This window comes from Photobacterium sp. CCB-ST2H9 (assembly GCF_023151555.2).
GTDB lineage: Bacteria > Pseudomonadota > Gammaproteobacteria > Enterobacterales > Vibrionaceae > Photobacterium.
In genome coordinates this window covers 2,556,765-2,572,075 of the sequence record NZ_CP100425.1, presented here as the reverse complement: position 1 = coordinate 2,572,075, position 15,311 = coordinate 2,556,765, and the positions used below count along the sequence as shown (strand labels likewise).

Here is a 15,311-nt window from a genome sequence, read left to right as displayed (position 1 = left end):
CGAACTTAAAACAGAAAAAGGCAAGCTCACCGGAGCTTGCCTTTTTGTTTATTCAGCTACAGGTAGAAACTAATTATCTGAATGAATATCAGTGCATAAATTGAGGGCCTAAACCGACATTCCACAGAATGACCGAGCCTGCAATGATAGAAACCAGTAATACGAGTCCGCAGGTTACGATAGAACTGGCATAGATAAAGCCCCGCTCTTCAGGAATATGCATCAGAATCGGTACACCGGTATACAGCAGATAAACGGAATAGGTTATCCCTACGAGACCGGCAATCATCAGGAACCAAAGTTGCGGGTAGAGCGCTGCGATGCTGACCATAAACAGAGGCGTTGCAGTGTAAGCGGCAAGTTCTAAAGCCTGAGTATAAGTTGGGGTTGACCCAAAGGTGTGACTCATCCAGTAGGTGAGGTAAGCCAGTGCAAAAACACCACCAATCAGCGCAACATACATGGCAACAGACATTCCCAGTGCGCTTGTTGGCGTCAGGTGAATCGGATCAACGGCACCCACGCGCCAGCCAATAAAAACACTTGAAATGTACGCAAAGATGGGGGGTAACAAAGCGACCAGCAGAATGTGGCTCAGGCTACTTTGCACTCCTTCGTGTTGCTCATCAATGTTATGCCACTCTTTTTTGGGGTGAGTGTACAGCCCGAATAAATGTCCCAGAATCATAACCTATCCTCGTTATCTAGGGTGCTTCCGCACAACGCATTACAGGTTGTTGTTCAGAACACTGTCAGTGCATATCCGGACACCTGTGTGTTCCTTGTCTCTATAACATTTAGACGGGCTTCCGACACTTAGCAAGCCTGATGGTTAAGTCACCGGAGGATGATCAGCTTGTGCTGAAGAAGTGACTGGCAAATTCGATAAAGAGTCGCAGCTTTTCAGGCTGGTGATCTTTATGGTTATAGAGCAGGTAAACATTTCTCGGGTTGGCTGACCAGTCACCCAGCACCCGAATCAGGTCACCGCTCAGAATATATTTCTCCAGCATGGCATCCGGCATCAGGGTGATTCCCAGACCCGCTACACAAGCTTTACGAACTACATTGAGCTGGTTGGATTCAAATCTGCCTTTGTCGTTGATTGTGATGGTTTCACCGGCTTTGTTGGTCAGGCGCCAGCGCAGCAGCGGGGAACCTTTCAGCAGGGCATGGTTGGATAAATCCTGCGCATGGGTCGGTGCCGGATGACGGCGCAGATAGTCCGGGCTGGCGACCAGAATATCTTCAACGGCGTTGATTTTACGTGCGATCAGTGCGGAGTCACGTTGTGGTCCGACACGAAAAATTACGTCCCAGTCTGTCGGGTCGAGTTGCTCTGGCTCATTACTCAGAAACAGCTCAATGCTGATCGCCGGATGTTCCAGCATGAAGGCATTCAGCATGGGTTGCAGCATGACTTTGCTCAGGTTGGTTGGCGCGGCAATTTTCAATCGTCCGCTCGCCCCTCTGGACTCATCGCGGATGTGCTCGGCGGTATCCAGCAACTGTTGCAGTAATGGTGTGCAGAGCTGGTAATACTGCTGGCCTGCCTCGGTCAGCGAGAGCTTACGGGCATGACGGTTGAGCAGCCGGAGATTCAGGCTGTCTTCAAGCGCCTGAATACGCCGGGTCAGGGTCGCAACGGGTACCTGATATTTGCGGGAAGCAGCGGTATAACTGCCTTCTTCAACCACAATGCGAAATAAATTTAAATCATCTAACTTCATAGGCGATGCGTGACTGGATATGAGAAAGTGGGAATTGTATAACAAAACACTCAGTGTGAAGAGGTTAAGATTTTGTGGAACGAAAAAACCAGAGGATATCCGTGACATCGTCAGATTTTGAGCTGGCTAACAGAACACTAAAACAAAAGTTTAAGGATAGCCCCAAGCCCTGACGTCGTGCGGTTTAGCGCCTATTCTAAATGAAAGCACCTACGGTGATGTTTCAGATTCAAACCAATTCACAGGAAGGACGTGCCTGTTCTACAGAATCTCATTCTGCGGCACTTGGCCCCTTGCAACATGGAGGGCACAATCATTGTTAGAGGGTAAAGAAGTTCTCATTGTCGAAGATGATCCGGTCTTTCGCCGGATGATCACGGGATTTCTGCACGCCCAGGGCTGTGAAGTCAGGGAAGCAGAGGATGGACTGCAGGGGTTACGGGCACTGCGCGACAGTATACCGGATGTCCTTCTGTGCGATTTGGCAATGCCTGTGCTGACTGGGATGGAGTTTGTCGAGGAGGTTTCCCTTCACTATCCGATGGTGCCGGTCATTGTGATTTCCGGAACCGGTGAAATGGCTGATGTTGCGGCTGCGCTCCGGCATGGTGTGAAAGATTTTCTGGTTAAGCCGCTGGATAATATCATGGTGCTTAAATCGGCAATGATGTCAGTACTCAAAGCGCAGGAGAACAGTGCAGAATACTCTGAATTTTCCAGTCAGCTGTTACAGCACGATGTTGCTGTGGATGAAGAACTGCAATGGCATCTCGAAGAGCTTGAATCTAACCCGGAAGCCGCGAGAGAATTGCTGGTCGGGCTGATGCCGGATACTCAGTCCCGTCAGGGAGACTGGCAGCTGAGTTATTGCGTTCTGCAATCGGCCGATGTTCAGCCCGTGTTGCTTGATTACACCTGGTTGATGGACGGACGACTGGCTTTTTATCTGCTTGATGCTGAGTCCGGCGGCCGGCATGGCGCTGCAACCGTTCTGTTGATTCGTGCTTTATTTAATGATTATCTGCGCAAGCATATGGCCACAGAAAATGATCTGAACAGCATGTTGAATGCTATTGAAAATGGGATGAAACAGTCTGGTTATGCCGTTGCAATTAAAGGGCTGTTTGGTATTTTTGATGCCTGTGATCGCAGTCTGTCTTTAATTTCAGCTGGCTCTGAAGCTGTGTTAAAAACCAGCGAAGGGGAATTCAGTGTTTCTGCCGGGTCATTTCTGGGTGAGGGCGCCCGAAAAAACAGGGTGTATGCCCAGATCCTTCCTCCTTCGGGAGCACGCCTCTCACTGAGTAAAATTGGAGCAGCGAATTTCAGCGTAACCATTCAGCGCCTGGAAGCGATGAAAGAAGCTGAAATACACCCTGCGGTCAAAGCAAAGACTACATTTCAATAAGATCTTTCTCTGTGCGAGACGATGTTCTTTGTCAATCACTGCTTTATATTCCTACTTTCTGCTGCAAAAACAGGCATAAAAGGTTTGCTCCCCGAATCAAGGGAGGGAATCGGTTGAGGTTTAAGGCTCTCACCATATAATCATTTTGAGTGAAATTTTATCCGGACAGAGGCGATATGAAAGATTGGTTTCTACTTTATTGCAAGCGCAGCGAGCAAGAGCGTGCGGTGGTCAATCTGGATCGTCAGGGAGTTGAGTGTTACTACCCTCAAGTGACTGTTGAAAAAGTCGTTCGTGGTAAACGGGTGACAGCAGCTGAACCGTTGTTCCCAAACTATATGTTTGTGAAGTTTGATCCTGAAGCCATCAGTTATACCACTGTTCGTTCCACGCGTGGGGTCGCTGATTTTATTCGTCAGGGTGCGCATCCGCAAAAGGTACAGTCTGAGTTGATTGAACATTTAAGGTCAAATGAGGATTCTGAGGAGCAGAGGCAGAAATTGTCTAATCTGCCGATGCCAGGTGAAAGCCTGATATTAAATCATGGCCAGTTCCAAGGGCTTGAAGCGATTTATCAGGAACCCGATGGTGAAAAACGTTCTTTCATGTTGATTCATCTACTGGGTAAACAGGTTAAAGTCAGTGTGGACAATGCAGATATTGTCCGGCATTGATCTGGGTACTGCCGGAACACTTCAGTATCCGGCGGAGAGACTGTCAGCCATCATCACGAATGCACGTTGATAGGGGCACAGGTCACGTTTTTACTGGCTTGATGCCTCGCTGTGCACCGTTAACTTTGTTATATTGCGGCTGACAATGACAACTTACATGGATAATGCAATGCAAAAATCTTCCCCAGTTCGTAAAGCGGTCATTCCTGTAGCCGGTTTAGGAACCAGGATGTTGCCTGCTACGAAGGCAATTCCGAAAGAAATGCTGCCAATTGTTGATAAGCCTTTGATTCAGTATGTCGTGAACGAGTGTGTCGCTGCAGGGATCAAAGAAATTGTGCTGGTCACACATTCTTCAAAAAATTCCATTGAAAACCACTTCGATACTTCATTCGAGCTGGAAGCAACATTGGAAAAACGCGTAAAGCGTCAGTTACTGGATGAAGTACAGAAAATCTGTCCGAGTGATGTGACGATTATGCATGTCCGCCAGGGACAGGCGAAAGGACTGGGTCACGCCGTACTCTGTGCTCGCCCTTTGGTGGGGAATGAGCCTTTTGCTGTTGTTCTGCCTGATGTGATTCTGGATGATGCGGCTAGCGATCTTCACAGTGAAAATATGGCTGCGATGGTGAGACTGTTTAATGAAACAGGAACCAGCCAGGTTATGGTTGAACCTGTGCCAATGTCAGACGTGTCTAGCTATGGTGTGGCCGATGTCAATGGCGAGCAGATTGCACCGGGAGATTCGGCTCCTATGTCGAAGGTGGTTGAAAAGCCAGCCCGTGATGAGGCCCCGTCTAATTTTGCGATTGTCGGCCGTTATATTTTGCCGGCAGAGATTTGGGAACTGTTATCGAAAACACCGGTTGGTGCTGGTGATGAGATCCAACTGACGGATGCAATTGCCATGCTGATGGAGAAGCAGCCTGTCCATGCATTTCATATGACTGGGAAAAGTCATGATTGCGGCAGCAAGCTGGGTTATATGCAGGCGTTTGTTGAATATGGACTGCGTCACCCGGACTTAGGTGAGGACTTTGCAGCGTATCTGAAAACTCTGGCAAAGTAGTTCACGAGATGACTCCGAAAAAGTAAAAGCGAGGCCTGGCCTCGCTTTTTTGATTTGATTAACAAGAAAATCTCTTCAACCTTCGTGGAACTGTTCGCAGGCAAGCAGGGTATTTTCAATCAGCGTCGCGACAGTCATCGGTCCGACACCGCCTGGAACCGGGGTGATGTGTTTAGCACGCTGGCGGGCAGCGTCATATTCAACATCACCGGCCAGAGTGCCGTTATCCAGACGGTTAATGCCCACATCAATGACCGTTGCGCCTTCTTTAATCCAGTCCCCCGGAATAAAGTTTGGCTTACCGACAGCAACAACAAGAATATCTGCCTGACGGACATGGTTTTCCAGATCCTGAGTAAAACGGTGGCAGGTTGTTGTGGTGGCACCCGCCAGAAGAAGCTCCAGTGTCATCGGACGGCCAACAATATTGGAAGCGCCGACGATTACTGCATGCTTTCCGCGAGCCTGGATATTGTAACGCTCCAGCAGGGTAATAATCCCTTTTGGGGTGCACGAACGCAGCTTCGGAATGCGCTGGCACAAACGGCCTACATTGTAAGGGTGAAAGCCATCGACATCCTTCTCCGGATTGATGTGCTCCAGAACCTTAGTGGAGTCAATTCCGGCCGGGAGTGGCAACTGCACCAGAATGCCATCAATTGAACTGTCGGCGTTCAATTCTTCAATCAGTGCCAGCAATGCATCTTCTGTGGTGTTGCTTGGCAGATCAAAAGAGCGGGAGACGAATCCGACTTCTTCACAGGCCTTGCGTTTGCTGCCGACATAAATTTGCGAGGCAGGATCCTGACCAACCAAAATGACAGCCAATCCGGGTGCGCGTAAACCTGCTTCAATGCGAGCTTTGACACGAGCAGCAACTTCCTGTCTGACTGTTTGTGAGATAAGTTTTCCATCAATGATTTGAGCGGCCATGGTATTCCTTCGTGCAGAACTAATGAGCGGCGAGTATTGTCGCAGAGACCAAGGGGAAAATCCATAGCGCAAACGTTTGCTTTTTGTGGCGGCAGAGATAATGCGAGATATCTTTGTTAAAGATCAATTCAGTAACAGCCGGTGATTCATACAGTGAATTTGAAGTGATATGTTCAGGAAAAATTTTGCGTATAAAAAAGCAGCCATTTCTGAAAGCCGTTGCCTTAACTTTAACCGCTTGATTCATTTAGTTAAGGAAAATCACCTTTACCCGTTGACCTTGATCTCAGGCAACGTATAATTCCCCTCCGTTAACGCTGCTGCTCAGCAGCGATTAAGCGCCCTTAGCTCAGTTGGATAGAGCACGTGCCTTCTAAGCATGTGGTCGCAGGTTCGAATCCTGCAGGGCGCGCCACTTCCACTTCCTTTTCTTCATCAGAACTCCGATTGTCATTCATCTTCCAGAATTCATCCGATTTGTTTTTGAAATGATCGATTGCTGAACTTGCTCAATTTTCCTGCACTGAATCGATGTTTGAATAAAAAAACGCGCTTTGACAGTAATTTTTTCACGTTTTCTCTTGAAAATGCGAAATCAGTCCCTATCTTGTCGAAAGGCTTGCGCTTGGTGTGGCCCGGACGCCTCGACGAATGGGGGTGGGGCCGTTATAATACCGCGCTTTAATTTCAGTCTTAGATGCGATGACCAGCTAAGACTGAAATGGAATGAACAGAATTCAGGCGTTATGGTGTTGAAGCCGTAACACGAAAGGATGCCAGCGTCAGCAGAGCTCTGACGGGCAAAATAACTCAGGCAACCTGAGTCAGTTTTGAGGTTTATGAAAATGCAAGTTACCGTTGAAACCACTGAAGGCCTAGAGCGCCAACTTACAATCACTGTACCTGCTGCAAATATTGAAGATGCAGTGACTGCGCAGCTGAAGCAAATTGCTAAAACTCGTCGTTTCGACGGTTTCCGCCCGGGTAAAGCACCACTGAAGATGGTTGCTCGTATGTTCGGCGCATCTGTTCGTCAGGATGTACTGGGTGAAGTGATGCAGCGTCACTACATCGAAGCGATTGTGAAAGAGAAAATCAATCCAGCTGGCGCACCAACTTTCACGCCAGTAGACATGGCCGAAGGTAAAGATCTGGTATTCAAGGCAACTTTTGAAGTTTTCCCTGAAATCGAACTGGCTGGTCTGGACAAGATTGCAGTTGAAAAACCAGCGGCTGAAGTGAAAGAAGAAGACGTAGCTCAAATGCTGGAAACTCTGCGTAAGCAGCAGGCGAACTGGAAAGAAGTAGACACAGCAGCTGAAGCGAGCAGCCGTGTAACGCTGGATTTCACTGGCTCTATCGACGGCGAAGAGTTTGAAGGCGGCAAAGCTGAGTCTTTCCCACTGGTGATGGGTCAGGGCCGAATGATCCCTGGTTTTGAAGAAGGCATCGTTGGTAAGAAAGCTGGTGAAGAATTCAACATTGATGTGACTTTCCCAGAAGAATACCATGCAGAAAACCTGAAAGGTAAAGCTGCAGTCTTCGCAATCAAACTGCACAAAGTTGAAGCTCAGGAACTGCCGGAGCTGACTGAAGAGTTTGTGAAGAAGTTTGGTATTGAAGACGGTTCTGTTGACGGTCTGAAAGCTGAAGTTCGTAAAAACATGGAACGTGAACTGAAGCAAGCGATTAAAGCTCGCATCAAAGATCAGGTTCTGAATGGTCTGATTGAGCAAAACAACATTGACGTTCCTGCTGCTTTGATTGATCAGGAAGTGAACGTACTGCGTCAGCAAGCAGTTCAGCGCTTCGGCGGTGATGCTGCGAATGCGCCAGAACTGCCACGCGAGCTGTTTGAAGAACAAGCGAAGCGCCGTGTCGTTGTTGGCCTGCTGCTGGGTGAAGTGATCAAGGCCGAAGAACTGAAAGCTGACGACGAGCGTGTTAAGGCGCTGATCACTGAAATGGCATCTGCTTATGAAGATCCATCAGAAGTTGTTGCATACTACGAGAAGAATGAGCAGCTGATGAACAACATGCGCAATGTTGCTCTGGAAGAACAAGCGATTGATGCTCTGCTGGCTAAAGCACAGGTTTCAGAAAAAGAAGTTGGCTTCAACGAGCTGATGAACCAGCAGCAACCAGCTGCTTAATTGACTGAAATGACTGTAAAGATTTGACTTCTTTTCAAATCTTCTGCTAACAATGGTCCGTATGAGTCAATCATTCGGGCCATTTATTTTTTTAGGGAAATCAGGTTATGAGCTACCAAGATAATAATGCCATGTCGCCAATTATGAATGCGCTGGTTCCTATGGTGGTCGAGCAGACCTCGCGTGGTGAACGTTCCTACGACATCTATTCCCGGCTATTGAAAGAGCGTGTGATTTTTCTGACCGGACAGGTCGAAGATCAGATGGCGAATCTGGTTGTGGCGCAGCTGTTGTTCCTTGAGTCGGAAAACCCTGACAAAGATATTTTCCTGTATATCAATTCTCCTGGCGGCTCCGTTACCGCAGGGATGTCAATCTATGACACCATGCAGCACATCAAGCCGGATGTCAGTACTTTTTGTATGGGGCAGGCCTGTTCTATGGGCGCATTCCTGCTGGCCGGCGGTGCAAAAGGAAAACGTTTCTGTCTGCCGAATTCCCGTGTAATGATTCACCAGCCACTGGGTGGTTTTCAGGGCCAGGCATCGGATATTCAAATCCATGCTCAGGAAATTCTGACCATCAAAAAACGACTGAATCATCTGCTGGCTGACCATACCGGACAGCCACTGGAAATTATCGAAAGAGATACAGACCGGGACAACTTCATGTCTGCTGATCAGGCAGCGGAGTATGGATTGGTCGATGCCGTTTTGAATAAGCGTGACTAACCTGTCATTATGGTGCACAGTGTTCTGAATGGGCAAGGTGACAGCAAAATGACGAGAGTTGTTATACACTCAAAACAAGGCAAAGATGGGTGAAACCCAATATGAGGTTAGCGAATGACAGATAAGCGAAAAGAGAGTGGTAGTGGAAAACTGCTGTACTGCTCTTTCTGCGGGAAAAGTCAGCATGAAGTTCGCAAGCTGATTGCTGGCCCTTCTGTGTATATTTGCGATGAGTGCGTCGATCTGTGTAACGACATCATTCGCGAAGAAATCAAAGAAGTAATGCCAAAGCGCGATGGCAATGAACTGCCAACGCCACGAGAGATCCGCACGCATTTAGATGATTATGTCATCGGCCAGGATCACGCAAAAAAAGTACTGGCTGTAGCTGTCTACAACCACTACAAGCGTTTGCGAAACGGTGACACCACCAGTGATGGTGTTGAGCTGGGTAAAAGTAACATCCTGCTGATTGGCCCGACGGGTAGTGGTAAAACGCTTCTGGCGGAAACGCTTGCACGTATGTTGGATGTGCCGTTCACAATGGCAGATGCAACGACCCTGACCGAAGCTGGTTATGTGGGTGAAGACGTAGAGAATATTATTCAGAAGTTGCTGCAAAAATGTGATTATGACGTTGCTAAAGCAGAGCGCGGTATCGTCTACATTGATGAAATCGATAAGATTTCACGCAAGTCAGATAACCCTTCGATCACGCGAGATGTCTCGGGTGAAGGTGTTCAGCAGGCTCTGCTGAAGCTGATTGAAGGAACGGTTGCTTCAGTGCCACCACAAGGCGGCCGTAAACATCCGCAGCAGGAATTCCTGCAGGTTGATACTTCGAAAATTCTCTTTATCTGTGGTGGTGCGTTTGCAGGTCTGGATAAAGTGGTTGAGCAGCGTGTTGCGACCAGCTCCGGCATTGGTTTCGGTGCAGAAGTCCGTTCAAAAGATAAACGCAACTCGCTCAGCGCATTATTTGAGAAAGTCGAACCTGAAGATCTGGTGAAATACGGTTTGATTCCAGAGTTTATCGGTCGTTTGCCTGTGACCGCGATTCTGAGTGAACTGGATGAAGCCGCGTTGGTTCAGATTCTGCGTGAACCGAAGAATGCACTGACCAAGCAGTATGCAGCTTTGCTGGAACTGGAAAATGTTGAGCTCGAATTCCGTGAAGACGCGTTGCAGGCGATTGCCCGTAAGGCGATGGAACGTAAAACGGGTGCGCGTGGTCTGCGCTCAATTGTGGAAGCTGTTTTGCTGGATACCATGTATGAACTGCCATCTGCAGAAGGCGTGAGTAAGGTTGTTATCGACGAATCAGTAATTAAAGGTGAGTCAGAGCCTTTACTGATTTACGAGAACACTGAAAATCAAGCCGCAGGCGGCGAGTGAGTGGTTTCGAAACGTACAATTTGAGTCAATAAAGGAGGCATTGGCCTCCTTTTTAATTTTCTGGCAAATCGACCGTTGAATCTTGTCTGTCTGCCCCCATATACTCACTAAAAGAGACTGAACGGAAGAGAGAACAATATGAACCTGGAGCGTTCGGAACGCCTTGCTATTCCCGTTCTGCCACTGCGTGACGTGGTGGTCTACCCTCATATGGTTATTCCATTGTTTGTAGGCCGGGATAAATCGATTCGTTGCCTTGAAACCGCAATGGATAACGACAAACAAATTTTGTTGGTTGCTCAGAAAGAAGCAGCAACTGATGAGCCTACCGTTGACGATCTCTATGATGTCGGTACTGTTGCTACGATTCTTCAGCTTCTGAAATTGCCTGACGGCACTGTGAAGGTGCTGGTGGAAGGTCAGCAGCGTGCCAGCATTCATAAATTGACTGATGATGAATTTTTCAGCGCGGAAGCAGAGTTTCTGGTCACCCCTGAAATGGATGAGCGCGAGCAGGAAGTCCTGGTTCGAACCGCGATCAGTCAGTTTGAAGGCTTTATTAAGCTCAATAAGAAGATCCCGCCAGAGGTACTGACTTCTCTCAACGGTATTGATGACGCTGCACGTTTGGCAGATACCATTGCCGCGCATATGCCACTGAAATTGGCAGATAAGCAAAAAGTGCTGGAAATTGTGGATATTACGGAACGTCTCGAGTTCCTGATGGCCATGATGGAATCTGAAATTGATCTGCTGCAGGTAGAAAAACGTATCCGCGGCCGCGTCAAAAAGCAGATGGAGAAAAGCCAGCGCGAGTATTATCTCAACGAGCAGATGAAAGCGATCCAGAAAGAGCTGGGTGAGCTGGATGATGCTCCGGATGAGTTCGAGTCGTTGAAAAAGAAAATTGACGAGTCGAAGATGCCGGCTGAGGCGCGTGAAAAAACGGAGCAGGAACTGCAAAAGCTGAAGATGATGTCTCCGATGTCAGCGGAAGCGACCGTGGTGCGTGGCTATATCGATTGGATGCTCAGTGTGCCATGGCACAAACGCACCAAAGTGAAAAAAGATCTGACGAAGGCAGAGGAAGTCCTGAATGCGGACCACTATGGCCTGGAGCGCGTCAAAGACCGTATTTTGGAGTACTTAGCGGTTCAAAGCCGGATCAATAAACTGAAAGGCCCGATTCTGTGCCTGGTTGGTCCTCCGGGTGTGGGTAAAACCTCTCTGGGACAATCTATTGCGGCTGCTACAGGTCGTAAGTATGTGCGTATGGCTCTGGGCGGAGTTCGTGATGAAGCGGAAATCCGCGGTCATCGTCGTACTTATATTGGTTCAATGCCAGGTAAGCTCATTCAGAAAATGGCAAAAGTGGGCGTGAAAAACCCATTATTCCTGCTGGATGAAATCGATAAAATGTCATCAGACATGCGTGGTGATCCGGCATCAGCACTGCTGGAAGTTCTGGACCCTGAGCAGAATAATGCCTTTAATGACCATTATCTGGAAGTTGATTACGACCTGTCAGATGTCATGTTTGTTGCGACATCGAACTCAATGAACATCCCGGGTCCGCTGCTGGATCGGATGGAAGTGATCCGTCTTTCTGGGTATACCGAAGACGAGAAACTGAATATTGCCAAGCGCCATCTGCTTGAAAAACAAATTAAGCGGAATGGTCTGAAGTCAGGTGAGGTCGAAATCGACGACTCGGCCATCATTGGCATTATTCGTTACTATACCCGTGAAGCGGGTGTGCGGAGTCTGGAACGCGAAATTTCTAAGCTGTGCCGTAAGGCGGTGAAAGAAATCCTGTTGAATCCGGCAGTGAAGAAAGTCACGATTAATCAGAGTAATCTGAAGCAGTATCTGGGTGTCCAGCGTTTTGATTTCGGTAAAGCGGAAGAAAGCAACCGTGTTGGCCAGGTGACCGGTCTGGCATGGACCGAAGTTGGCGGCGATCTGCTGACGATTGAAACTGAGTCAATGCCGGGTAAAGGGAAGCTTTCCTATACGGGTTCATTGGGCGATGTCATGCAGGAGTCCATTCAGGCTGCAATGACAGTGGTTCGTACTCGTGCTGAAAAGCTGGGAATCAACAGTGATTTCTATGAGAAACGCGACATTCATGTCCACGTGCCTGAAGGTGCAACACCAAAAGATGGCCCGAGTGCTGGTATTGCAATGTGCACAGCATTGGTTTCGAGTCTGACGGGGAATCCGGTTCGCAGTGATGTTGCGATGACGGGGGAAATTACCCTGCGCGGTGAAGTACTGCCAATTGGTGGCCTGAAAGAGAAGCTGCTGGCAGCTCATCGTGGCGGCATTAAAACGGTGCTGATTCCGAAAGAGAACGAGCGTGATCTGGAAGAGATTCCTGACAACGTGATTGCTGATCTGGAAGTGCGTCCGGTCCGCTGGATTGACGATGTTCTGCGGATTGCTCTGGAAAATAACCCCACTGGGATTGAGCTTGTAAACGCTCAAAACAGTGATATGCAGCAAAATTAGCACATGTAAGGGGCTGACTGTGATTGAAATCGCTTGTCAGCCTTTTTCTGTCTGGCTATAAGTGGAGTCTGATTTGCTGCAAGCTCAATAATAACAAGGCTTACAGCCCTGTTCAGCGTCATCATGACCTGATAAATTAGACCTGATACAACTTTTTGATTGTCCTTTGCCGTCACAGTGTAAAGTTTAGATTATGCTGTTGTCAGGAAGACAATGTTCATAGAGGGGAAGAAATCGTGAACAAAACTCAGTTGGTTGATAAAATCGCCGAAGGTGCTGACATTTCTAAAGCATCTGCTGGCCGTGCGCTGGACGCTTTCATTGAGGCTGTATCTGAGTCTCTGAAGGAAGGCGAGCAAGTTGCTCTGGTTGGTTTTGGTACTTTCTCTGTTCGTGAGCGTGCTGCCCGTACTGGCCGCAACCCACAGACAGGTGAAGAAATCCAAATCGCAGCAGCCCGTGTACCAGGTTTCAAACCAGGTAAAGCGCTGAAAGATTCTGTCAACTAATTTGGCATTATTGCCAGCAGTTGTAATGAACAAAACCTTACGCATAGTGTCATATCATGGCATGATTGCGTAACACGAGAGCGCATCGTAGTGATGCGCTTTTTTTAATTTGTATCAGGGTGAATGGATTGTGGTTCAGAATGAATCACGGCCAACCATTATTGCCAGCTCGAACAACTAGGAGATACGGCACGTTATGATGGAGCGAATGCGCGAAGGCGTAAGCAGTATTTGGGTAAAGATTATTCTTTCCCTAATCATATTTTCTTTTGTCTTTGCCGGTGTAGGCAGTTATCTGGCAAATTCTAATCAGCCTGTAGCGGCAAAGATTGATGGCGAGGAAATCAGTCAGCGTCAGTTTGAAGAGGCATATCAAAACGAACGTAACCGTATGCAGTCGCAGCTGGGTGATTATTTCTCAACCCTGATGGGTGATCCTGGCTATGTGCAGCAGTTTCGTCGCAGTGTGTTGGATCGTCTGGTGAACGATGCACTGATTGAACAGCGAGCTAATACGCTGGGACTGCGTATCAGCGACGATCAGGTGAAAAAGGCGATTCGTGCAATGCCTGAATTCCAGCGTGACGGCCAGTTTGATAACGATGTTTACACCTCTGTGTTGCGTCGTTCTCGCTTTACGCCTGACCAATTTGCAGAGTACATGCGCACCAATATGTTGCGTCAGCAACTGCTGACAGCCATTCAGGGAAGTGATTTTGCACTGAAGAATGAACTGGCGCAGTTACAGCAACTGGAGCAGCAGCAACGTGAAGTGCGCAGCCTGACACTGAATCTGGAAACGTTTAAAAAGAACGTTGAGATCAGCGAAGAAGACAGCCAAGCCTATTATCAACAGCATGCACTGGAGTTTACTCGTCCGGAGCAGGTGAAGGTGTCTTATATCGAGTTATCCGGCAATTCGCTGAAAAATACTATGGCGGTAAGCGAAGATGAGCTGAAGACTTATTATCAGGACAATCTGGTTAAATTCTCTAAGCCTGAGCAACGTCATGTGCGTCATATTCTGATTCAGGGTGATGATGCTGAAGCAAAGAGCAAAGCTGATGCGATTCTGGCCGAGCTGAAAGGTGGTGCTGATTTTGCTGCAGTGGCGCAAGCGAAATCTGATGATACCTTCAGTGCCAAACAAGGCGGTGAACTGGATTGGTTTGAGCGTGGTGTGATGGATCCGGCGTTTGAAGAGGCGGCATTTGGCCTGAAGAACAACGGTGATGTCTCTGATGTCGTGAAGTCTTCTTTTGGCTATCACATTATTCAGCTTGAGGGTGTGAAAGCGCCAACGGCGAAGCCTTTTGCTGATGTTCGTGAAGATCTGCTGGCCGATCTGCGTGATCAGAAAGCAGCCGAAGCATTCTACCAGCAGCAGACGAAACTGGCTGAAACTGCATTTGAAATGCCGGATTCTCTGGATGACGCCGCGAAAGCCGTGAATGCCAAGGTACAGAAAACTGATTTCTTTGCGCTGAATAATGCTCAGGGTGTACTGGCGACTCCAGCAGTCGTGCAGGCTCTGAATACACCGGAAGTCCGTGAAGATGGTCTGAACTCTGAAGTTATTGAACTGGGGCCAGAGCATGTGATCGTTGTTCGTGTCGATGAGGCGCGTCCTGAGCAACTGCTGGCGTTTGAGGAAGTGTCCGGACAGGTGCATGAACAACTGGCGCAACAACGTGGCGAAGCAGCGGCTGAGAAGCAGGCAGATGAGATTCTGGCGGCATTACGTCAGGGAGACATTAATATTCTGGAGCAGCAAGACCTGAGTTTCTCTGAGCCTCAGACGCTGAATCGTCGCGGCAGTGATCCTGTCCTGACGCAAAAGGCTTTTGCCTTGGCGAAACCAGAAGACGGAAAAACTGTCTACGGCGTGACGCATGATCAGCAGGGCAATGTTGTGATTATTGCGCTGGATAAAGTGACAGAGCTAGAGGTTGAGCCTGCGAAATCAAATGGTCCGATGGCAGAACAACTGGCACAGATGAATGCTCAGCAGGATGTGATGGCGTTACTGGATGTGCTGCGTGCAGACGCGAAAGTGACGTATCCGGTTCTGGATGCAACTGCACAGTAAATGTAATTGATTATTGTATTAACGGGCCGCCATGTGCGGCCCGTCGTTTTTTTGGACCAGAAATTAATGGTGCCGTTTTCCTGCTTGTAAATTTCATTATTCTTCT

12 protein-coding genes and 1 tRNA gene are annotated in these 15,311 nt (G+C 48.3%); 10 read left to right on the top strand and 3 right to left on the bottom strand.

What is annotated here, in order from left to right; all coding sequences use genetic code 11:
- Positions 1 to 88 precede the first annotated feature (88 nt).
- Both L4174_RS11950 and L4174_RS11945 read right to left on the bottom strand, forming a co-directional pair.
- A complete protein-coding gene (locus L4174_RS11950) occupies positions 89 to 688 on the bottom strand; it encodes a Yip1 family protein (RefSeq protein WP_248141105.1) in 600 nt (199 codons plus the stop codon).
- Between the two features lie 163 nt (positions 689 to 851).
- Positions 852 to 1,730 (bottom strand): LysR family transcriptional regulator, encoded by an 879-nt coding sequence (locus tag L4174_RS11945; RefSeq protein ID WP_248141104.1) that lies wholly within the window; start codon positions 1,728 to 1,730, stop codon positions 852 to 854.
- Between the two features lie 316 nt (positions 1,731 to 2,046).
- Here L4174_RS11945 and L4174_RS11940 point away from each other — a divergent pair, with 316 nt between their 5' ends.
- The 3 genes from L4174_RS11940 to galU all read left to right on the top strand — a co-directional run bounded on the left by L4174_RS11940 (position 2,047) and on the right by galU (position 4,884).
- The gene (locus L4174_RS11940; protein ID WP_248141103.1) at positions 2,047 to 3,138 is read left to right on the top strand and encodes a response regulator; all 1,092 of its coding nucleotides are present in this window, start codon (positions 2,047 to 2,049) and stop codon (positions 3,136 to 3,138) included.
- Positions 3,139 to 3,314: 176 nt separating this feature from the next.
- Positions 3,315 to 3,812, top strand: a complete 498-nt coding sequence (rfaH, locus tag L4174_RS11935; protein ID WP_248141102.1) for a transcription/translation regulatory transformer protein RfaH — start codon at positions 3,315 to 3,317, stop codon at positions 3,810 to 3,812.
- 169 nt (positions 3,813 to 3,981) lie between these two features.
- The gene (galU, locus tag L4174_RS11930) at positions 3,982 to 4,884 is read left to right on the top strand and encodes a UTP--glucose-1-phosphate uridylyltransferase GalU (RefSeq protein ID WP_248141101.1); all 903 of its coding nucleotides are present in this window, start codon (positions 3,982 to 3,984) and stop codon (positions 4,882 to 4,884) included.
- A 75-nt stretch (positions 4,885 to 4,959) separates the two neighbouring features.
- On the opposite strand, the gene folD is transcribed toward galU, so the two are convergent.
- Positions 4,960 to 5,817 (bottom strand): bifunctional methylenetetrahydrofolate dehydrogenase/methenyltetrahydrofolate cyclohydrolase FolD, encoded by an 858-nt coding sequence (gene folD / locus L4174_RS11925; RefSeq protein ID WP_248141100.1) that lies wholly within the window; start codon positions 5,815 to 5,817, stop codon positions 4,960 to 4,962.
- A gap of 338 nt (positions 5,818 to 6,155) precedes the next feature.
- On the opposite strand from folD, the gene L4174_RS11920 reads away from it, so the two are divergent.
- The 7 genes from L4174_RS11920 (at position 6,156) to ppiD (ending at position 15,205) form a co-directional block, all read left to right on the top strand.
- Positions 6,156 to 6,232: transfer RNA gene (locus tag L4174_RS11920), tRNA-Arg, on the top strand.
- A 430-nt stretch (positions 6,233 to 6,662) separates the two neighbouring features.
- Positions 6,663 to 7,970, top strand: a complete 1,308-nt coding sequence (tig, locus tag L4174_RS11915) for a trigger factor (RefSeq protein WP_248141099.1) — start codon at positions 6,663 to 6,665, stop codon at positions 7,968 to 7,970.
- 107 nt (positions 7,971 to 8,077) lie between these two features.
- Positions 8,078 to 8,701 (top strand): ATP-dependent Clp endopeptidase proteolytic subunit ClpP, encoded by a 624-nt coding sequence (clpP, locus tag L4174_RS11910; protein WP_248141098.1) that lies wholly within the window; start codon positions 8,078 to 8,080, stop codon positions 8,699 to 8,701.
- 114 nt (positions 8,702 to 8,815) lie between these two features.
- Complete coding sequence (gene clpX / locus L4174_RS11905) at positions 8,816 to 10,096, top strand: ATP-dependent protease ATP-binding subunit ClpX (RefSeq protein WP_248141096.1); 1,281 nt, start codon at positions 8,816 to 8,818, stop codon at positions 10,094 to 10,096.
- Between the two features lie 138 nt (positions 10,097 to 10,234).
- On the top strand, positions 10,235 to 12,607 hold the full coding sequence (lon, locus tag L4174_RS11900) for an endopeptidase La (protein ID WP_248141095.1): 2,373 nt from the start codon (positions 10,235 to 10,237) through the stop codon (positions 12,605 to 12,607).
- Between the two features lie 236 nt (positions 12,608 to 12,843).
- Positions 12,844 to 13,116, top strand: coding sequence for a nucleoid-associated protein HU-beta (gene hupB / locus L4174_RS11895; RefSeq protein WP_248141093.1), 273 nt, complete (start codon positions 12,844 to 12,846; stop codon positions 13,114 to 13,116).
- Positions 13,117 to 13,312: 196 nt separating this feature from the next.
- Positions 13,313 to 15,205, top strand: a complete 1,893-nt coding sequence (ppiD, locus tag L4174_RS11890) for a peptidylprolyl isomerase (RefSeq protein ID WP_248141092.1) — start codon at positions 13,313 to 13,315, stop codon at positions 15,203 to 15,205.
- Positions 15,206 to 15,311 lie beyond the last annotated feature (106 nt).